The sequence below is a fragment of the Vogesella fluminis genome (assembly GCF_014652335.1).
Taxonomy (GTDB): domain Bacteria; phylum Pseudomonadota; class Gammaproteobacteria; order Burkholderiales; family Chromobacteriaceae; genus Vogesella; species Vogesella fluminis.
Window position 1 is genome coordinate 20,960 of sequence record NZ_BMYP01000010.1, and the last position, 19,792, is coordinate 40,751.

Below are 19,792 nucleotides of genomic sequence, written 5' to 3' on the forward strand. Positions count from 1 at the left end.
TGCATTGCAAACGGCTTCGGGATGCCTGTTTACTACTTGCGGACTCCGCTTCCCCGGCCGTTTTCGCCCTCTTTTGCGTGAGCGTGCAAGACCGTGAACACACTGTTACTGGGTCAGGTGCGAGATCGGCAATGCGGTGGTCTGCTTGAACTCCTTCAGCACGAAGCTGGATTTCACGTCTTCCACCCCCGGCTGCTGCAGCAGGTCATCCATCACGAAGCGCGAAAAGTGCTCCAGATCCTCGAAGTACACCTGCAGCAGGTAGTCCATCTCGCCGGTCATCGCGTAGCAATTGACCACTTCCGGCCAGCGCTGCACCGCATCCATGAAACCCTGCAGATGGGTATTGCCGCGCTTTTCCAGCGTGACCCGTACGAATGCCTGCAGGCCGAGGCCGATCTTGGCCGGATCCAGCAGCGCCACATACTGGCGGATGACGCCGGAGTCTTCCAGCTGCTTCAGGCGGCGCAGGCAGGGGGATGGTGACAGTGCCACCTTTTCCGCCAGTTCAACGTTGGTCAGCCGGCCATTGGCCTGCAGTGCGGCCAACATCTTTATATCTGTCTTGTCCAGGGGGGTTGTGGGCATATTATCTCCTGATTTCGGGTTTGCTCTAAGTTATTGTTTTATGTTTTTTTATTTTCAAGCACGATATGGCAAGAAAATTGCGGTTGAGTTTACTTAGAATGAAGCGTCCGGGCTAGGCATTTTACACCGCGGCACAAGATGTCTGGATATTGTCTACATCATGCGACAGTAACTGTGTCCGGACGTGATGGTGCCGACGGCAACACGCAACTGAAGAGGAGTGGGCACAATGGCACAGCTGCTGAATCCGCTGGCTACCGATGGTTTCGAGTTCGTCGAATACACCGCGCCGGATGCCGAGGGGGTGGAAAGACTCAAGGCATTGTTCCTGTCGCTGGGCTTTGCCGAGATCGCCCGCCACCGCCACAAGAATGTCAGCCTGTTCCGTCAGGGCGACATCAATTTCATCCTCAATGCCGAACGCTCCCAGCCAGCCGCCGAGTTTGCCCGCGTACACGGCCCGTCTGCCTGCGCGATGGCCTGGCGCGTGAAGGACGCCGCCCGCGCCTACGACTACGCGCTGGCGCACGGTGCCAAGCCCTACGAGCGTCCGGTAGGTGCCATGGAGCTGAACATTCCGGCGGTGGAGGGGATCGGCGGTTCCGCGCTGTACTTCATCGACCGCTACGGCGACGAGCACAACATCTATGACGTCGACTTCGTGCCGCTGGATGGTGTCGAGCAGCACCCGTACGGCGTCGGCCTGAAACTGATCGACCACCTGACCCACAACGTGACCCGCGGCAATATGGCGAAGTGGGGCTCGTTCTACGAGAACATCGCCAACTTCCGCGAAATCCGCTACTTCGACATCGAGGGCAAGCTTACCGGCCTGGTGTCCAGGGCGATGACCAGCCCGTGCGGCAAGATCCGCATCCCGATCAACGAGTCGTCCGACGACAAGAGCCAGATCGAGGAATTCCTGAAGGCATACCACGGCGAAGGCATCCAGCACATCGCGCTGACCACCGACGACATCTACACTACGGTGGAAACGCTGAAGGCGCGTGGCACCCGCTTCCTCGACACCCCGGACACCTACTACGCCAAGGTCGACCAGCGCGTGCCGAACCACGGTGAAGACCTGGCGCGGCTGCAGAAGAACAGCATCCTGATCGACGGTGCACCGGTGGAAGGCATCCTGCTGCAGATCTTCACCGAGACCGTGATCGGGCCGATCTTCTTCGAGATCATCCAGCGCAAGGGCAACGAGGGCTTCGGCGAAGGCAACTTCCGCGCGCTGTTCGAATCGATCGAGGAAGACCAGATCCGCCGCGGCGTGCTGAAGGCCGACTGAGCCCGCCGCATCACCGCGTGAACGCATAGCAGCACAAGGTTGGCCGCAGCGGATTGCTGCGGCCAACGTGTATCGACACCGTTCCAGACGAGACCACCCACATGAAACTCGCCACCTGCCAGAACCACACCCGCGACGGCCAGCTGATGGTCGTCAGCCGCGACCTCTCCCGCGCCGTCGCCGTACCGCACATCGCCGCCACCCTGCAGCAGGCGCTGGACAACTGGGCGCAGGCCGAGCCGCAGCTGCAGCAGGTCTACATCGCGCTGAACCAGGGTGAGGCCGCCAGTGCCATCGCCTTCGACGCGGCGCGCTGCCTGAGCCCGCTGCCGCGCGCCTACCAGTGGGCGGACGGCTCCGCCTACCTCAACCACGTCGAGCTGGTGCGCCGCGCGCGCGGTGCCGAGGTGCCGGACAGCTTCTACCACGACCCGCTGATGTACCAGGGTGGCTCCGACGCCTTCCTGCCGCCGTGCGCACCGATCCCGCTGCGCGACGAGGCGTGGGGGCTGGACTTCGAGGGCGAAGTGGCAGTGGTCACCGGCGACGTGCCGCTGGGCGCCGATGCCGCCGCGTGTGCCAGCCACATCCGCCTGCTGCTGCTGGTCAACGACGTCACCCTGCGCAACCTGATCCCGGGCGAGCTGGCCAAGGGCTTCGGCTTCTTCCAGAGCAAGCCGGCCACCGCGTTCTCGCCGGTGGCGGTGACCCCGGACGAGCTGGGCGACGCGTGGCAGGACGGCAAGGTGCACCTGCCGCTGCTGGTTGACTACAACGGCGCCTGCTACGGCAAGCCGAATGCCGGCGTCGGGATGCAGTTCAGCTTTCCGCAGCTGGTGGCGCATGTGGCCAGGACCCGCGAGCTGGTCGCCGGCTCCATCGTCGGCTCCGGCACCGTGTCCAACCACGACCGCAGCGTTGGCAGCTGCTGCCTCGCCGAACAGCGCATGATCGAGATCATCGACACCGGTGCCGCGATCACCCCGTTCATGAAGGTGGGCGACACGGTGCGCATCGAAATGAAGGACGCTGCCGGCCTGAGCATTTTCGGCGCCATCGCGCAGACGGTGGTCAAGCATGACTGATGCGGCCAACGTTGGCCGCACCCTGTACGGCTACTTCCGCTCCAGCGCCGCCTACCGTGTGCGCATCGCGCTGAACCTGAAAGGGCTGGCCTACGCCCAGGCGCCGGTCAGCCTGCTGCGCGGCGAGCAGCGCAGCGCCGATTATCTCGCGCTCAATCCGCAGGGGCTGGTACCGGCGCTGCTGGACAACGGTGTGCTGCTGACGCAGTCGCTGGCGATCTGCGAGTACCTGGACGAAGCCTACCCGGACGGCGCACGGCTGCTGCCGGACGGCGCGGTGCTGCGGGCACGGGTGCGCGCGGTGGCACAGGCCATCGCCTGCGACATCCACCCGCTCAACAACCTGCGCGTGCTGAATTACCTGAAGGCCGAGCTGGGGCAGGCCGAGGACGCGCGGGGCGCCTGGTACCGGCACTGGATAACGACGGGCTTTGCCGCGCTGGAGCGGCAGTTGGCCGCCAGCGCCGGGCAGTGCTGCTTTGGCGACACGCCGACGCTGGCCGATGTCTGCCTGCTGCCGCAGGTATTCAACGCGCAACGCTACGCCGTGGACATGGGCGGTTATCCGCTGCTGGCACGCATTGCGGCCAACCTTGAGCGGGTGCCGGTATTTGCGGATGCTCATCCGTCACGGCAGCCGGACGCACAGTAAATTTGTAAAAACCGCTGTTTTGGCGGTTTTTTTTCGGCAGAGCCTTGACGCATAAATTATGATCTGCTTTAATGCGTGCCTCTGATGCAGCACGCAAGTGCGCGGCAAAGAGGCCAATTAGCTCAGTTGGTAGAGCAACGGATTGAAAATCCGTGTGTCCTTGGTTCGATTCCGAGATTGGCCACCACTTTTCCCCTGCACCGGACGTTTGGCCAATTAGCTCAGTTGGTAGAGCAACGGATTGAAAATCCGTGTGTCCTTGGTTCGATTCCGAGATTGGCCACCAGACATGAAAAGCCGCAATCCTCAATGGGTTGCGGCTTTTTGCATTGCCGGCAGCGTATCCGGGCCGAAAAAAACGGCACCGCAAACGGCGCCGTTGTCGTTCGCTGCGCCGGCCTCAGGCCAGCTTCTTGATGTAGGCGGCAACGCCACCCAGCAGCATCTCGATCGAGATCGCGGTCAGCACCAGCCCCATCAGCCGCTCCAGCGCGGTAATCGCCTGTTCGCCGAGCAGTCTCTGGATCTTGCCGGAAAACAGAAACACCAGCAGCGTCACCAGCATGGTCAGCGTCAGCGCGCCTATCCACTCCGCCATCCGTTCCGGTTCGCGTGTCGACATCAGCAGTACCGTGGCCATCGCCGACGGCCCGGCAATCAGCGGCACCGCGATCGGCACGATGAACGGCTCGCCGTGCAGCTTGTCGCCGCCGAACATGCTGCCCTCGCCGGGAAAGATCATCTTGATGGCGATCAGGAACAGGATCACGCCGCCGGCCACGCGCAGGCTCTCGTCGGTCAGGTGCATCACTTCCAGAAAGCCCTTGCCGAAAAACATGAAAGTCAGCAGCACCATGAAGGCGATGAAACACTCGCGGAACACCACGCGGCGGCGGCGCTCCGGTTTCACCTGCTTCAGCGCCGAGATGAACAGCGGGATGTTGCCCAGCGGATCGGTGATCAGGATCAGCAGGATGGTGGCGGAGAGGAAAGAGGTATCCATGAGCGGTCTCGGTGGCGGAGAAATGGCAAAGGGCGTGCGATGGATTATCGCACGCCCTTGCTTGGTGGCTACTGCCATGCCCCGTTGCTGAACGGAGCTGTCGCATTATTCCTTGCGGTTGGAGCCGGCCACCAGCGGGAAGGCGTAGACGCGGCACTCCAGCGCGCCGTTGTACAGCAGCGGCCGCGCTTCGGCATTCAGGCGCATCAGTGCCGGCAGACGGCTGTCGGCGGTCATCAGGTGCGCGGTCCAGCCGGCAAAGTTGCGCTTCAGCCAGGTCGCCAGCCGTGGGTACAGCTCGGCCAGCGAATCCTGCTCGTCGAGGCGGATGCCGTACGGCGGGTTGCACACGAGCAGGCCGCTGGCGGCCGGCGCCTGCAGCTCGGTGGCGTCGCCGTGGCTGAGCGTGACCAGCGACTCCAGGCCGCAGCGCGTCAGGTTGTGGCGCGCAATTTCCACCATTTCCAGCGACGCGTCGTTGCCGTAGATCGCCAGCTTCTCCAGCGGGCGTACCGCCAGCTCGGCATCGTTGCGGATGCTGTGCCACAGCAGGTCGTTGTGGGTGTTCAGCTTTTCGAAGGCAAAACTGCGCAGGCGGCCCGGTGCGCGGTTGAGCGCGATGTCGGCGGCTTCCACCAGAAAGGTGCCACTGCCGCACATCGGGTCCAGCAGCGGCTGGCTGCCGTTGTAGCCGGCGCCGAGCAGGATGCCGGCGGCCAGGTTTTCGCGCAGCGGCGCCTCGCCGGTCTCGTCGCGCCAGCTGCGCTTGAACAGTGCTTCGCCACTGGTGTCGAGATAGATCTGCACGTCGAAGCCGGACAGGAACACGCGGATGCGGATGTCCGGACGGCGGGTGTCCACGCTCGGACGCTCGTCGTTCAGCGCGCGGAAGCGGTCGCAGATCGCGTCCTTCACGATCAGCGACACGTAGTCGATGCTGCGCAGGCGGGCGTGGCCATCGGTCTTCACCTTGATGGTGTTGCCGACGTCGAACAGCGCCGGCCAGTCGATGCTCTTGGCCAGGGTGTAGATGTCGCGCTCGATCTGGAAGCTGCCTTGCGCCAGCTGTTGCAGCAGGCGGCTGGCGGTGCGCGAGTGCAGGTTGACCCGCATCATCACTTCCTGGTTGCCGGTAAAGTGCACGCCGCCATCGGTCAGCTGCAGGTCGATGCCGCCTTGCTGGCGGATTTCCTCGGCCAGCAGTTTTTCCAGGCCGCGCGGGCAGCTGGCGAACAGCGCCAGCTGGCCTTGCTGCAGGACGCGGGCTTGCGGCTTGGCGTACGGGGTGCGGCCAACGTTGGCCGCATCGCCGCGCTGCGGCGCGCTGCCGCGCGGGGCTTCGCTGCGTTGCGGCGCATTGCCCTTGGCGAACAGTGAGCGCGGAGCCTGCTCGTCGCGTGACGCACTGCGCTCGCGGTCGAAGCGCGGCTTGTCGTCCTGCTGCCATGGCTTGCGTTCGCCGTCGCGTGCCGGGCTGCTGCGGTCGAAGGTGCGATCACGCTGGAAGCCGCTTTCGCGCACGCCGCTTTGCTCGCCACGGGCGTCAAAGGTGCGGTTGCGCTGGAAGCCGCCTTCGCGGGTTTCGCCGTACGGGCGGTCATCGCGGCGTGGTGCACGCTCGCCGCTGTCGCGCGGTGCCTCATCGTCGCGACGCGGCGTTTTCAGGAACGATTTCGGGCGCGCCGGTTCGGCGGCTTCGCGCGGCCCGGCGGCCAGAAAGCTGCGCGGTGCGCTGTCGCCCTCGTCGCGGCGCGGCGTTTTCAGGAAGGATTTTGGACGTACCGGCTCGGCCGGTTCGCGCCGTTCCGGTGCCTGGAAGTCCGGATGCGCCTTGCCGCGGATGCCGGCCACGCGGTCGCGGGTGTAGCTGCGCTCGCCGCTAGCGGCCGCGCTGTCGCTGCTGCCAGGTGCTGCCGGGGTGTTGTCTTCGCTGATCTTGCGGTTGCCGAACAGTACTTTTGGGGCGTTGCCCTCGGCGGCCGGGCTGCGCGGTGCGCTATCACGCTGGAAGCTGTCCTCACGCGGCTTGTCGCCACCGAAACGCGGTTTGTCGTCGAAGCGCGGCTTGTTGAAGCCACCGTCGCGCGGCGCCTGGTCGCGGTCACGCTGGAAGCTGCCCTCGCGCGGCTTGTCGCCACCGAAACGCGGTTTGTCGTCAAAGCGTGGCTTGTTGAAGCCACCGTCGCGTGGTGCCTGGTCGCGGTCGCGCTGGAAACCGCCCTCGCGCGGCTTGTCGCCGCCGAAGCGCGGTTTGTCGTCAAAGCGTGGCTTGTTGAAGCCGCCGTCGCGTGGCGCCTGCTCGCGGTCGCGCTGGAAGCTGCCCTCGCGCGGCTTGTCGCCGCCGAAGCGTGGTTTGTCGTCGAAGCGTGGCTTGTTGAAGCCACCGTCGCGTGGTGCCTGCTCGCGGTCGCGCTGGAAGCTGCCCTCGCGTGGCTTGTCGCCGCCGAAGCGCGGGTCCTTGTCACGGGGGGCGCCGAAGCGACCTTCCTGCCGTGCATCGCCGGCGCGTGGTTTTTGCTGGAACGGTTTGTCGCCACGCGGGCCGGGCGGGGCATTGTTCCCGGCTGGTGGCGTGGCGCGCTCGGCGGTCGGAGTGGGCTGACGGCGTTGCGCGGCGCGCTGGCGGGAACGGAAGGTCGACATCTGAGGGTAATCCTTTCAAAACAATCCTCTATTCTAGCCGATTTCGCCGGCGACTTCTTGGTAGTCGCGGATGATTGGTTTACCATGCCCGGTTCGATTCGGAGTGGATGATGCGATGACCTTGCAGTCGGCGTTTGCGGCGCGCCTCGTCGCCTGGCAGAAACAGCACGGCCGGCACGGTTTGCCGTGGCAGGTCAGTGACCCCTACCGCGTGTGGCTGTCGGAAATCATGCTGCAGCAGACGCAGGTGAGCACGGTGCTCGGCTACTACGCGCGCTTCCTCGGGCGCTTCCCGGATCTCGCCGCCCTGGCCGCCGCGCCGGTGGACGACGTGCTGGCGCACTGGAGCGGCCTCGGCTACTACACCCGCGCCCGCAATCTGCACAAGGCGGCGCAGCAGGTGATGGCCGGCTTTGGCGGCGAGTTTCCGGCGCGGCGCGAGGCGATCGAGACGCTGCCCGGCATCGGCCGTTCCACCGCGGCGGCGATTGCCGCCTTTGCCTTCGGCCAGCGTGAAACCATACTCGACGGTAATGTCAAACGGGTGCTGACGCGCTGCTTCGGCGTCGACGGCTATCCCGGCGACAAGAAGGTGGAGGCGCGGTTGTGGATGCTGGCGGAGAGCCTGCTGCCGGCCGCCGACGGCGACATGGTCGCCTATACCCAGGGGCTGATGGATCTGGGCGCCACCGTCTGTAGCCGCGCGCGTCCGGCCTGCGGCGTCTGCCCGATGGCGGACGGCTGCGTCGCCGCCCGTGACGGTCGCACCGCCGAGCTGCCGCAGCGCAAGCCAAAAAAGGTGCAGCCAGAGCGGGAGACGGTGATGCTGATCGCGCTGCACCAGGGGCAGGTGCTGTTGCAGCGCAGGCCGCCTTCCGGCATATGGGGCGGCCTGCTGTCGCTGCCGGAATTCGAGTCCACGCTGGCGATTGCCGACTGGCTGGCGGACAACGGCGACGGCGAACTGCTGCCGGTGTGGCCGGAATTGCGCCACGTGTTTACCCATTTCCGCCTCACCATCACGCCGCAGTGCGTGCCGCTGCAAAGGTTGGCCGCAAGCCATTGCGCCGAAAACGGCCATGTCTGGCTGCCGCTGGCGCGTGCGCTGGACGCCGGGGTGCCGACCCCGGTACGCAAATTGCTGTTGCAGGCCTTGCAGTCGCCGGCCGGCGCCACCATTGATTAACCCCGATACGCCATCACAGGCAGGGTGAAAGACTAGACCATGGTTTCCGTTGTTCGATCTGTTGCCGATACGCTGGCCGATGCGGCCGATCCGGGGCGCTGGCTGGCGCAGCTGTCCAGCTCGGTCGCGCCCGACGACATGGCGATGCTGGAAAAGGCGTTTGCGGAAGCGCGCGAGCTGTACCGCGACAAGAGGCTGCCGCACACCGGCGAGGACGTGTTCAGCCACGCGGTGGCGGCGGCGGCGATCGTCGCCGACCTCAACCTGCTGACCGACGCCATCGTCGCCACGCTGCTGTTCGCGGTGCCGGACTACCGTGCCGACTGGCAGGAGTGGCTGCCGAAGGCATTCAACCGTACCGTGCTGACGCTGGTGGAGGGCGGCAACCGTGTGCGTCGCCTCACCGAAATCGCGCGCATCGACAGGTTCGCCACCCCGGAAGACAGCGCGCGGCAGGCGGAAACCATGCGCAAGATGCTGCTGGCGATGGTGGCCGACATCCGCGTGGTGCTGATCAAGCTGGCGTGGCGCACGCAGACCATGCACTACCTGCCGCAGTGCGACGAGGCCATCCGCCGCCAGATCGCGCGCGAGACGCTGGAACTGTTCGCGCCGCTGGCCAACCGTCTCGGCGTGTGGCAGATCAAGTGGGAGCTGGAAGACCTCGGCTTCCGCCACACCGATCCGGACAACTACAAGAAGATCGCCAAGCTGCTCGACGAGCGGCGGCTGGAGCGCATCGACTACATCGAACGGGTGCTGGACACCCTGCGCGGCGAGCTGCGCCAGGCCGGGGTCAAGGGCGACGTCGCCGGCCGGCCCAAGCACATCTTCTCCATCTGGAAAAAGATGAAGAAGAAAAAGCTCGACTTCTCCGAGCTGTACGACATCCGCGCGGTGCGCATCCTGGTGGAAAAACTGCAGGACTGCTACACCGTGCTCGGCCTGATCCACAGTATGTGGCAGCCGATTCCCGGTGAGTTCGACGACTACATCAGCAATCCGAAGGCCAACGATTACCGCAGTCTGCACACCGCGGTGATCGGCCCGGAAGACCGCGTGGTGGAGGTGCAGATCCGCACCTTCGAGATGCACGAGCACGCCGAATTCGGCGTCGCCGCGCACTGGCGCTACAAGGAAGGCGGCAAGGGCGACAGCCAGTACGAGGAGAAAATCTCCTGGCTGCGCCAGCTATTGGACTGGCGCGAGGACATGTCCGGCTCCGACCGCGAGGGGCTGGCCGACGCGTTCAAGACCGAGCTGTTCGCCGACACCATCTACGTGCTGACGCCGCAGGGGCGGGTGCTGGCGCTGCCGCAGGGCGCCACCGCCATCGACTTTGCCTACGCGCTGCACACCGACGTCGGCCACCACTGCCGCGGCGCCAAGGTCGAGGGCCACATCGTGCCGCTGTCGACGCCGTTGCAGAACGGCCAGCGCGTCGAGGTGCTGACCGCGAAGGAGGGCGGCCCGTCGGTGAACTGGCTGCACGAAGGCTGGGTCAAGAGCCATCGCGCCATCTCCAAGATCCGCCAGTACATCCGCCAGCAGAACCTCGACGCGGTACGCGAAACCGGGCGCCACATCTTCGAGCGCGAGCTGGCGCGCCATCCCGGCGTGCAGCCGAACCTGGCGCAGGTGGCGGAAAAGCTGGGCTACGACAAGCTGGACGAGGTCTACGCCGCGCTGGGCCACGGCGAACTGGGCACCCGCGCCGTGAACCAGGCCTTCGTCAGCTTTGCGCCGCCACCACCGCCGGACGTCAACCCGGAAGACATCGTGCGCCGCAGCCGCGGCGGCCACGACGCCGGCGGCGTGCTGATCGAGGGCGTCGGCAACCTGATGACGGTACTGGCCAAGTGCTGCCGTCCGGCGCCGCCGGACAGCGTGGTCGGCTTCGTCACCAAGGGCCGCGGCATCTCCATCCACCGCAGCAGCTGCATCACGCTGAAGCGGCTGTCGGCGGACGTGCCGGAGCGGCTGATCGCCGCCGACTGGGGCGAGCAGAAGGGCAGCGTGTTCCCGATCGACATCGACATCCTCGCCGGCGACCGCCCGGGGCTGTTGCGCGACATCTCCGACGTGTTCTCGCGCGAGAAGCTGAACGTGATCGGCGTCAACACCCTGTCGCGTGAGCAGAAGGCGCGGCTGCGCTTCACGCTGGAGGTGCGCCACGTGCGCGACATCAGCCGCGTGCTGGCACACCTGATGGAAGTGCGCGGCGTGCAGGAGGCGCGCCGCGTGTAGCCGCCGGCCGCGCTGCTTGCCTTCCCCGCCAAGGTTGGCCGCAAGCGTTGCGGCCAACCTTGTTCCATTTGCGGGAGCCGGCGGATGCAAGCTGCCGGTGCGCAGCCCGGCGGCGCGGGCGGGGTAGGTCGGTGATACGGCCGACGCCGCGCTATCATGACAGGGCTGGCCGCAAGCGGCACGGAGGGCCGTGGCGCAAGGCGGCATGACACAGGAGAGCAAACATGGCGACACCGCATATCGGCGCCGCAGCCGGCGACTTTGCCGACATCGTGCTGATGCCGGGCGACCCGCTGCGCGCCAGGCTGATCGCGGAAACCTATCTGCAGGACTCGGTACTGGTCACCAGCGTGCGCAATGTATTCGGCTACACCGGCAGCTACCGTGGCAAGCGGCTATCGGTGATGGCGCACGGCATGGGTATCCCGTCGGCCAGCATCTACGCCACCGAGCTGATCAAGGACTACGGCGTGGGCACCCTGATCCGCATCGGCTCCTGCGGCTCGGTGGACGCCAGCCGTCTTGGCTTGCGCGACATCGTCATTGCCATGGGCGCCTGCACCGACAGCAAGGTCAACCGCCTGCGCCTGCTGGATCACGACTTCGCCGCCATCGCCGACTTCGAGGTGCTGCGCAGCGCGGTGGAGGTCGCCGCGCGGCTGGGCAAGCCGGTGCGGGTCGGCAACGTGTTCTCCACCGACCTGTTCTACGGCGTGCAGCCGCAGTTGCTGGACGCGCTCAAGGGCATGAATGTCAACGCGGTGGAGATGGAAGTGGCCGGCATTTACGGTGTTGCGGCGCAATATGGCGCCCGCGCGCTGGCCATGCTCACAGTGTCGGATGTGATTCCGACCGGGGAGGCGATGGATGCCGAAGCCCGCCAGAACAGCTTCCGCGACATGATGGAAATCGCGCTGGAGACTGCGCTGCAGCTGGATTGAGCGTTGCCGGCTGCGGCAGGCGGGCCATGGTTGGCCGCACTGTGGCGCAACCTATACTGCGCTGCACAAAAAAACTTGCCAAACCCGAATCGGGTCACCATAATCACAACTGCATCAGGACGTTGCATATCGTGTGCGTTTTGGTGTTGTCTCCTCCATCCTCCTTCTATAAGGTGGAACTTGGCGCGATCAGTCTCTTGGTTGCGCCCTTTTTTTGCCTGTTGTCCACGCTCTGTTGCCGCGGCGGGTGTTTTTGGTCGCGATTCCCCGGCGAAAGCCAGCTTCGGTTTGACAGCGAAATAGTCTTGTAATAGACTCCGGAACTTTCAAGAATTACGATGGTAGAGTTCCATGAAGACCTTTTCTGCCAAGCCGCATGAGGTAAAGCGCGAGTGGTTTGTGGTCGACGCCGAAGACAAGGTGTTGGGCCGTCTTGCCGCTGAAATCGCACACCGCCTGCGTGGCAAGCATAAGCCGGAGTTCACTCCGCACGTTGATACTGGTGATTACATTGTTGTCGTTAACGCGGAAAAACTGCGCGTAACCGGTAACAAGGCACTGGACAAGAAATACTATCGCCACTCTGGCTACCCTGGCGGTATCTACGAGCGCAGCTTCACCGAACTGCAAGACAAGTTCCCTGAGCGCGTTCTGGAAAAAGCCGTAAAAGGCATGCTGCCCAAGGGTCCGCTGGGTTACGCGATGATCAAGAAGCTCAAGGTTTACGCCGGCAGCGAGCATCCACACACCGCGCAACAGCCTAAAGTGCTGGAAATCTGATCAGAGGCAATTAATAGATGAACGGTAAATATTACTACGGTACCGGCCGTCGCAAGAGCTCTGTAGCTCGTGTGTTCATGCAAAAAGGCTCCGGCCAGATCATCGTTAACGGCAAGCCTGTCGACCAGTATTTCGCTCGCGAAACCGGTCGTATGGTTATCCGTCAACCGCTGCAGCTGACCGAGCACCTGGAATCGTTCGACATCATGGTGAACGTATGCGGTGGTGGCGAAACCGGCCAGTCCGGCGCCATCCGCCACGGCATCACCCGTGCACTGATCGACTTCAGCGCCGAGCTGAAGCCGGCCCTGTCGCACGCTGGCTTCGTTACCCGCGATGCCCGTGAAGTTGAACGTAAGAAAGTCGGCTTCCGCAAGGCACGTCGTCGCAAACAGTTCTCCAAGCGTTAATCTGTTTGTACCGATCGAAAAAGCCACCCAGCAGGGTGGCTTTTTTCTTTGTTGCAATGCCTTGCCGCACTCCTTACCATGTCGCCTTTGCGACATTTTTTTATATTGTTAGGAGCGCAGCATGATCAAGGTGGGCATTGTTGGCGGCACCGGGTATACCGGCGTGGAGCTTTTGCGTCTGTTGGCCAACCATCCTTCGGCCAGGATAACTGCCGTTACCTCGCGCAAGGAAGCGGGGATGAAGGTTGCCGAGATGTTCCCGTCGCTGCGCGGCCGTGTCGATGTCGCCTTTTCGACGCCGGATGAAACCGACCTCAAGGCCTGCGATGTGGTGTTCTTTGCCACGCCGCACGGGGTGGCGATGGCACAGGCGCGCGAGCTGCTGGAGGCCGGGGTCAAGGTCATCGATCTGGCCGCCGACTTCCGCCTGAAAGACCCGGCCGAGTTCGCCAAGTGGTACGCGATGGAGCACAGCTGTACCGACCTGCTGGCCGAGGCGGTCTACGGCCTGCCGGAAGTGAACCGCGATGCGATCAAGCGCGCACGCCTAATCGGCATGGCCGGCTGCTATCCGACCTCGGTACAGCTGGGCCTGTTGCCGCTGCTGGAAGGCGGCAAGCAGTATGTCGAAACCAGCACCCTGATCGCCGACTGCAAGTCCGGTGTCTCCGGCGCCGGGCGCAAGGCCGAGGTCGGTACCCTGTTTGCTGAAGCCGGCGACAACTTCAAGGCCTACGGCGTGAAGGGGCACCGCCACTCGCCGGAGATCGAGCAGGGCCTGTCGCTGATCCACGGCGCGCCGGTGAAGCTGACCTTCGTGCCGCACCTGACGCCGATGATTCGCGGCATCCATTCCACCATCTACGCCCGCATCAAGCCGGAAGGCCGCGATGTCGACTACCAGCAGCTGTTCGAGCAGCGCTTTGCCGCCGAACCGTTCGTCGATGTGATGCCGGCCGGCAGTTGCCCGGAAACCCGCTCGGTGCGCGGCGGCAATACCGCGCGCATCGCGGTGCATCGCCCGGGCAATGGTGATTTGCTGGTCATCCTGGTGGTAGAGGATAATCTGGTGAAAGGGGCATCCGGCCAGTCGGTACAGGTGATGAACCTGATGTTCGGGCTGCCGGAAAATGCCGGCCTGGATATCGTACCGCTGCTGCCGTGAGCTTGAAGTCTCGCCAGACGGCCCGATATCCGACTAAAATAGTAGGATGAAAGGCCGCCTTGCGGCCTGTCCTGTATCGTGAGGCTTAAAATGACTGCTGCTGCTGAAACCCTGTCCCCGATCAACTTTACCGACAGCGCCTGCGCCAAGGTGCGCGACCTGGTGGCTGAAGAGGGTAATCCTGACCTGAAACTGCGTGTATTCGTCACCGGCGGTGGCTGTTCCGGCTTCCAGTACGGCTTTACCTTCGACGAGATTGCCAACGAAGACGACACCACCATCGAACGCGAAGGCGTGGTGTTTCTGGTCGATCCGATGAGCTACCAGTACCTGGTCGGCGCCGAAATCGACTACCAGGAAAGCATCGAAGGCTCGCAGTTCGTGATCCGCAATCCGAATGCAGAGACCACTTGTGGCTGCGGTTCGTCGTTTTCGGTATAAATACGGCATTACCAGCACCTGAAACCCGGACCTGGCGTCCGGGTTTTTCAACTTCAGGGTTCCCACGATGCAAAACAAGATGCCGCCTGTTACCTTGCCCAGGATTGATTTTACCCGCGAGTTTACGTTCAGCGACCAGGAATTCGAGCGCATCCGGCAACTGATCTACAAGGAAGCCGGCATTGCACTGAACCCGACCAAGAAGGACATGGTTTATGGCCGGCTGGTGCGGCGTATTCGCGAGCTGAAGCTGAATGGCTTTGCGGCCTATATCGACTTCCTGCAATCCGTTGCCGGCAAGCGCGAGTTTGAGCAGTTCGTCAACGCGCTGACCACCAACCTGACCTTCTTCTTCCGCGAGGAGCACCACTTCCAGATTCTGGCCGCGCACCTGAAGACGCTGGCGGGCAAGGGTGAGATCAACATCTGGTGCGCGGCGGCATCGACCGGTGAAGAGCCGTATTCGATCGCGATCGCGGCGCTGGAGGCACTGGGCGGCGGCAGCCGCATCCAGATCCAGGCCACCGATCTTGATACCAGCGTGCTGGAGGTTGGCCGCAAGGGCATTTACAGTGCCGACAAGGTAGCACGCCTGCCGGCAGGCCATGCCGCGCGCTACTTCGACAAGCTGCCGGACGGCAACTACCAGGCCAAGGCACAGCTGCGCGAGATGATCACCTTCTCGCGGCTGAACCTGGTGGATGCCAGCTGGGCGCAGCGCAAGCAGTTCGACGCGATCTTCTGTCGCAACGTGATGATCTATTTCGACCGTGACACCCAGCTGGCGGTGCTGAAGAAATTCCATCCGCTGCTGAAGGCGCACGGCCTGCTGTTTGTCGGCCACTCCGAGAACTTCTACTTCGCCGCCGACTATTTCACCCTGCGCGGCAAGACGGTATACGAGCTGGCCCGTGCCCGGGCGTAATCGGACGTAGCGATATTCACGCGGGCAGCACCCGCGCAAGGAACAACATGCAGGAAATGAGCCCCTACGAGCTGCTCGGCGGCGCCGGCGTGGTGCGCTGGCTGAGTGAGCGCTTCTACGACATCATGGATAGCGATCCGGCGGTGAAGCCGCTGCGCGACATGCATCCGGCGGATCTGGCCGCCTCGCGCGAGAAGCTGTACATGTTCCTCTCCGGCTGGCTGGGCGGCCCGCCGCTGTTCATGGAGACCTTCGGCCACCCGCGGCTGCGGCAGCGACACATGCCGTTCGCGGTGGACGGCGAGGCGCGCGACCAGTGGATGAAGTGCATGACGCAGGCGGTGAACGAGTTGGTGTGCGAGGACTGGCTGAAGGCCAGGCTGCTGGAGGCGTTCTACAATACCGCCGACTTCATGCGCAATCGCGAAGACTGAGCGATTACCCGCCCCAAAAACATTGCGGCCAACCTTGTACCAGGTTGGCCGCAATGTTTTTGCTGTGGGCGGAGCGGTCAGCGCGGACGGTGGCCGCGTTCTATCATCACGCCGACATGCTTCACGTCCGGCAGGATGTTGAGCTTGGTGACCGCCACCTTGGTCCACGGCGCGCCGAATTCCTCGCGCACCATGCGCGCGATGTGCTCGGCCAGCGCCTCGATCAGCAGGAAATGCTGCTCGGCCAGCGACTGGCGGATGCGCTCCACCACCACACCGTAGTGGATGGTGTCGCCGATATCGTCACTGTGGCAGGGTACTTCGCTGGGAATGCCGATCTCCAGATCCAGCAAGACAGTCTGGGGCGCCAGGCGCTCCCAGTCATAAACGCCGATCACTGTCTCGGCGCGCACTTCGCGCAAAAAAATGATGTCCATCGCTGCGGGCTTTGGGTTTGCTGCCCGATACCGTAAAATGCCAAGTCCTGCATTCTAGTGGATAAGCCATGACCACAACAGCGTTTGCCTTTATTTTGGGCGCCTACCTGATCGGGTCCCTGTCGTTTGCGGTAATCGTCACCCGCCTGATGGGGATGGACGATCCGCGCACCTACGGCTCGAAAAATCCCGGTGCCACCAATGTGCTGCGTTCCGGCAAGAAGCTGGCCGCGGTGCTGACGCTGCTGGGCGATGGCGTCAAGGGCTGGCTGGCGGTGTTCCTGGTCGCCAGCTTCGGCCCGGCCTACGGCTTGGGCGAGCAGCAGGTCGCCATGGCCGGTCTTGCGGTGCTGTTCGGCCACATGTGGCCGGTGTTTTTCGGTTTCAAGGGCGGCAAGGGCGTGGCCACCGCGGTGGGCGTGCTGCTGGCCTTCAGCCCGTGGCTGGCGCTGGCGGCGCTGGCTACCTGGCTGTTCATGGCCTTTGTGGTGAAGATTTCCTCGCTGTCGGCCATCGTCGCCTGCGTGATGGTGCCGGTGTACGCCTACTTCATCGTCGGGCCGCAGAGCGTCTACTTCGGTACCTGCATCATCATCGCCATTCTGGTCGTGCATCGCCACAAGTCCAATCTGGTGAACCTGCTCACCGGTACCGAGGACAAGATCGGCAAGCCGGACGAACAGGGCAAGTCCTGAACGTTGGCCGCAAACAAAAAGCCTGTCGTCACCGACAGGCTTTTTTGCGTATTGCCGGACCTCAATCGCGGGCAAACAGCTTCAGTGCCGCTTCGCGCTGTACTGCATGGTCGACGATGGGGGCTGGATAGTCGCGGCCGAGCACAAAACCGGCCGGCAGCGCTTTCGCCAGCCACGGCGCATGGATCGCCTTGTCGTCCAGCGCCGCCAGCTCAGGCACGTAGCGGCGGATGAACTGACCCTTGGCGTCGAACTTTTCCGATTGCGTCACCGGGTTGAAGATGCGGAAGTAGGGCTGCGCGTCGCAACCGGTGGACGCCGCCCACTGCCAGCCGCCATTGTTGGCCGCCAGATCGAAGTCCAGTAGCTTGCTGGCAAAGTAGGCCTCGCCCCAGCGCCAGTCGACCAGCAGGTCCTTGACCAGGAAACTGGCGGCGATCATGCGCAGCCGGTTGTGCATGTAGCCGCTGTGCTTGAGCTGGCGCATCGCGGCATCCACCAGCGGGTAGCCGGTACGCCCGTCGCACCAGGCCTCGAACAGCGCCGTGTCATTGGGGAAGGGCAGGCCGCGGTACTCCGGCTTGAAGCTGTCACCGGCCACCGCCGGGAAGTGCCATAGCAGCTGCTGGTAGAACTCGCGCCAGATCAGCTCGTTCAACCAGCACTCCGCACCTTCCGACGCCTCCGCCAGCGCGACCCGCACCGCCTCGCGTACCGACAGTGTGCCAAAGCGCAGGTGCGCCGACAGGTAGGACACGCCCTTCACCGCCGGGAAGTCGCGCAGCGTCTTGTAGTGCGCGATGCGGCGGCGGAAATCGTCCAGCAGCACCAGCGCGCCGCTGCGGCCGGTCTGCACCCGCAGCCCGTCCAGCGAAGCCTCGCCGAAACCCAGCTCCGCCAGTGTCGGCAGCGGGCGCAGCGCGGCCGGCGTCGCCAGTGCGCCGCGCAAGGCGGTACTGGCCTCCGCCGCCAGCGCCGGGTGAAAGCTCTGCCGCCAGCGCTTCATGTACGGGGTGTATACGGTATAAGGCTTGCCCTGGCCGGTGAGTAGCTGGTCCTGCTCGAAAATCACCGTGTCTTTATAGAGCCGCAAGTCGCCAAGGTTGGCCGCAAGCCCTGCCGCCACGTCCGCATCGCGCTGCCGCGCATACGGTTCGTAGTCGCGGTTGGCGCAGACGCTGCAGCAGCCCAGCTCGCGCGCCAGTGCCGGAATCTCGTGTACCGGATCGCCGTCCCGCCACAACAGCTCGCCGCCGGCGTCGCGCAGCGTCTGCTGCAACTCCACCAGGGCGGCGTGGATGAAGACCAGGCGTTTGTCGTCCGGCGGCAGACCGGCCAGAATCCGGCGGTCAAACACGAACACGCAATGCACGCTGGCGCCGCTGCGCAAGGCGGCATTCAGCGCCACGTTGTCGCTGGCACGCAGATCGCGGCGAAACCACATCAGAACGCTTGCTTGGCTCATGGTTTTGGCTGGGTTGTGTGTGAAAAAACAACAGATATCTTGGTTGTAGTCAATTGTGTTGCGAAAAGGAGACTGCTGTTGTTTTTTGTATTTTTCAAAAAAAACAATGGCTTGTGTTGGTTTTGTGCCGGCTTTGTATTTGGCTTCAACACAAATGCGTAAAGCGCTTTTGTTTTTTCGCAACGCCCCGCTGTATATTGCCATCCAGAAACCGCCACCTGACCGTGGTGGTCAATACAGCCCCGCCGGGCCACAGGCTTTGGCAAAACACGGGCAGTGTACATGACCTCGAAAGGAACACACATGAAGAAGCTGATCGTTCTGGCTACTCTGGCTGCGCTGCCAGCTGCTGCAATGGCTGATGTTGTTATCTCCGGTAATCTGGCTGTTGGTATCGTGAACACCAAAGAATCCGGCAAGGGTTCGCTGACTACCGAAAACCGCACTTCCGGCGAGTTGAAGTTTGCTGGCAAGGAAGACTTGGGCAATGGCCTGAAGTCCATCTGGCAGATCGCTACCAAGATCGACCTGGCTGATACTCAGGCTAACGCCTCCAAGCCTAATACTTCCAATAGTTGGGCTAGCCGTGATTCCTTCGTAGGCCTGCAAGGCGATTTCGGTACTGTTACTTTGGGTAACATCTACCACATGCCAACTTCCGGTGCACTGGCTGTCTTCGAAGACATTTCCGCTACCACCGAGTCCGCTATCTACGACCAAGGTACCCGTGTTAACAACACCGTATCGTACAAATCGCCAGCTGTTGCCGGTTTCACTGCTGTCGTTCAGCACTCCTTCGGTAGCTCCACTACTAAAGAAGAAAACAAAGAGCACCAGCAAGCTGTGAGCCTGGCTTACGAAGGTGAAGGTTTCGGCGTGTCCTATGACGGCTCCCGCTTCAAAAATGCTACTCTGGACAAGACCGCCAAGCTGCACGAGCTGAACGCTAACGTATCGCTGGATGCGCTGAACCTGGTGGCCGGTTATGCCAACAAGAAAGAAGCTAACGGCGACAAGCGCAGCGGTTACGGTCTGTCCGCTACTTACGCAATGGGCAACCTGAAGCCGATGCTCGGCTACTGGAAAGAAGGCGACAAGAAAGAGGCTGACGGCGACAAGGTTAACGATGGCCACAAGGCTTACGCCATTGGTGCTGAATACGCCCTGTCCAAGCGTACCCGCGCTGGCGCCCAGATCACCAAAGTCAACTACGACGACAACGCCAAAGGCTCCCTGCGCAAGGCCATGGTTTACCTCGGTACCAAGTTCTAATCATCGCTTGATGGTTTGATCTGAAAAGGCTGCTTCGGCAGCCTTTTTTCATTGCAGTCAGCATTAACTGCTGACTGCGCGGGTGTAGGTATGCGTCATTTGTTGCGCCACCATGAACCCCGCCCC

The 19,792-nt window shown here is 63.2% G+C and carries 20 protein-coding genes and 2 tRNA genes; 16 read left to right on the forward strand and 6 right to left on the reverse strand.

The genetic code is table 11. The annotated features are described in order from the left end of the window. Positions 1–105: 105 nt before the first annotated feature. A complete protein-coding gene (locus IE083_RS05350) occupies positions 106–588 on the reverse strand; it encodes an Lrp/AsnC family transcriptional regulator (protein WP_189352600.1) in 483 nt (160 codons plus the stop codon). Between the two features lie 229 nt (positions 589–817). Here IE083_RS05350 and hppD point away from each other — a divergent pair, with 229 nt between their 5' ends. The 5 genes from hppD to IE083_RS05375 all read left to right on the forward strand — a co-directional run bounded on the left by hppD (position 818) and on the right by IE083_RS05375 (position 3,908). Then, positions 818–1,885, forward strand: coding sequence for a 4-hydroxyphenylpyruvate dioxygenase (hppD, locus tag IE083_RS05355; RefSeq protein ID WP_189352601.1), 1,068 nt, complete (start codon positions 818–820; stop codon positions 1,883–1,885). A 101-nt stretch (positions 1,886–1,986) separates the two neighbouring features. Further along, positions 1,987–2,970, forward strand: a complete 984-nt coding sequence (locus IE083_RS05360; RefSeq protein WP_189352602.1) for a fumarylacetoacetate hydrolase family protein — start codon at positions 1,987–1,989, stop codon at positions 2,968–2,970. Beyond that, the gene (gene maiA / locus IE083_RS05365; RefSeq protein ID WP_189352603.1) at positions 2,963–3,622 is read left to right on the forward strand and encodes a maleylacetoacetate isomerase; all 660 of its coding nucleotides are present in this window, start codon (positions 2,963–2,965) and stop codon (positions 3,620–3,622) included. Before IE083_RS05360 ends, maiA begins: the two co-directional genes overlap by 8 nt. Positions 3,623–3,733: 111 nt before the next feature. After that, positions 3,734–3,809 (forward strand) — tRNA-Phe (locus IE083_RS05370). Between the two features lie 23 nt (positions 3,810–3,832). Next, positions 3,833–3,908 (forward strand) — tRNA-Phe (locus IE083_RS05375). A 114-nt stretch (positions 3,909–4,022) separates the two neighbouring features. Here the strand turns inward: IE083_RS05375 and IE083_RS05380 are convergent. Next, positions 4,023–4,625: a MarC family protein gene (locus IE083_RS05380; protein WP_189352604.1), complete on the reverse strand. Its 603-nt coding sequence runs from the start codon at positions 4,623–4,625 to the stop codon at positions 4,023–4,025. Positions 4,626–4,730: 105 nt separating this feature from the next. Next, complete coding sequence (locus IE083_RS05385) at positions 4,731–7,268, reverse strand: THUMP domain-containing protein (RefSeq protein WP_189352605.1); 2,538 nt, start codon at positions 7,266–7,268, stop codon at positions 4,731–4,733. A 115-nt stretch (positions 7,269–7,383) separates the two neighbouring features. On the opposite strand from IE083_RS05385, the gene mutY reads away from it, so the two are divergent. The 9 genes from mutY to IE083_RS05430 all read left to right on the forward strand — a co-directional run bounded on the left by mutY (position 7,384) and on the right by IE083_RS05430 (position 15,797). Next, complete coding sequence (gene mutY, locus IE083_RS05390; protein ID WP_189352606.1) at positions 7,384–8,454, forward strand: A/G-specific adenine glycosylase; 1,071 nt, start codon at positions 7,384–7,386, stop codon at positions 8,452–8,454. Between the two features lie 39 nt (positions 8,455–8,493). Next, complete coding sequence (locus IE083_RS05395) at positions 8,494–10,701, forward strand: RelA/SpoT family protein (RefSeq protein ID WP_189352607.1); 2,208 nt, start codon at positions 8,494–8,496, stop codon at positions 10,699–10,701. A 224-nt stretch (positions 10,702–10,925) separates the two neighbouring features. Beyond that, entirely contained in the window at positions 10,926–11,642 is a 717-nt protein-coding gene (deoD, locus tag IE083_RS05400; protein ID WP_189352608.1) for a purine-nucleoside phosphorylase, read from the forward strand. Positions 11,643–11,993: 351 nt separating this feature from the next. Then, positions 11,994–12,422 (forward strand): 50S ribosomal protein L13, encoded by a 429-nt coding sequence (rplM, locus tag IE083_RS05405; RefSeq protein ID WP_189352609.1) that lies wholly within the window; start codon positions 11,994–11,996, stop codon positions 12,420–12,422. Positions 12,423–12,439: 17 nt separating this feature from the next. After that, a complete protein-coding gene (gene rpsI, locus IE083_RS05410; protein WP_189352610.1) occupies positions 12,440–12,832 on the forward strand; it encodes a 30S ribosomal protein S9 in 393 nt (130 codons plus the stop codon). A 121-nt stretch (positions 12,833–12,953) separates the two neighbouring features. Next, positions 12,954–13,997 (forward strand): N-acetyl-gamma-glutamyl-phosphate reductase, encoded by a 1,044-nt coding sequence (gene argC, locus IE083_RS05415; protein ID WP_189352611.1) that lies wholly within the window; start codon positions 12,954–12,956, stop codon positions 13,995–13,997. Between the two features lie 90 nt (positions 13,998–14,087). After that, positions 14,088–14,438 carry an iron-sulfur cluster insertion protein ErpA gene (gene erpA, locus IE083_RS05420; RefSeq protein WP_120809234.1) on the forward strand — a complete coding sequence of 117 codons (351 nt, stop codon included), beginning with the start codon at positions 14,088–14,090 and terminating at the stop codon, positions 14,436–14,438. Between the two features lie 67 nt (positions 14,439–14,505). Continuing rightward, a complete protein-coding gene (locus IE083_RS05425; RefSeq protein WP_189352612.1) occupies positions 14,506–15,363 on the forward strand; it encodes a CheR family methyltransferase in 858 nt (285 codons plus the stop codon). A 47-nt stretch (positions 15,364–15,410) separates the two neighbouring features. Continuing rightward, positions 15,411–15,797 carry a group II truncated hemoglobin gene (locus IE083_RS05430; protein ID WP_189352613.1) on the forward strand — a complete coding sequence of 129 codons (387 nt, stop codon included), beginning with the start codon at positions 15,411–15,413 and terminating at the stop codon, positions 15,795–15,797. 77 nt (positions 15,798–15,874) lie between these two features. On the opposite strand, the gene folB is transcribed toward IE083_RS05430, so the two are convergent. Then, a complete protein-coding gene (gene folB, locus IE083_RS05435) occupies positions 15,875–16,234 on the reverse strand; it encodes a dihydroneopterin aldolase (RefSeq protein ID WP_189352614.1) in 360 nt (119 codons plus the stop codon). Positions 16,235–16,302: 68 nt separating this feature from the next. On the opposite strand from folB, the gene plsY reads away from it, so the two are divergent. Beyond that, the gene (plsY, locus tag IE083_RS05440; RefSeq protein WP_189352615.1) at positions 16,303–16,929 is read left to right on the forward strand and encodes a glycerol-3-phosphate 1-O-acyltransferase PlsY; all 627 of its coding nucleotides are present in this window, start codon (positions 16,303–16,305) and stop codon (positions 16,927–16,929) included. Positions 16,930–16,990: 61 nt separating this feature from the next. Here the strand turns inward: plsY and IE083_RS05445 are convergent, their stop codons facing one another. Beyond that, positions 16,991–18,373 carry a cryptochrome/photolyase family protein gene (locus IE083_RS05445; protein ID WP_229799615.1) on the reverse strand — a complete coding sequence of 461 codons (1,383 nt, stop codon included), beginning with the start codon at positions 18,371–18,373 and terminating at the stop codon, positions 16,991–16,993. A 17-nt stretch (positions 18,374–18,390) separates the two neighbouring features. Next, complete coding sequence (locus IE083_RS05450) at positions 18,391–18,678, reverse strand: hypothetical protein (protein WP_189352617.1); 288 nt, start codon at positions 18,676–18,678, stop codon at positions 18,391–18,393. Between the two features lie 19 nt (positions 18,679–18,697). On the opposite strand from IE083_RS05450, the gene IE083_RS05455 reads away from it, so the two are divergent. Continuing rightward, positions 18,698–19,666: a porin gene (locus IE083_RS05455; RefSeq protein ID WP_189352618.1), complete on the forward strand. Its 969-nt coding sequence runs from the start codon at positions 18,698–18,700 to the stop codon at positions 19,664–19,666. The last annotated feature ends 126 nt before the right edge of the window (positions 19,667–19,792 follow it).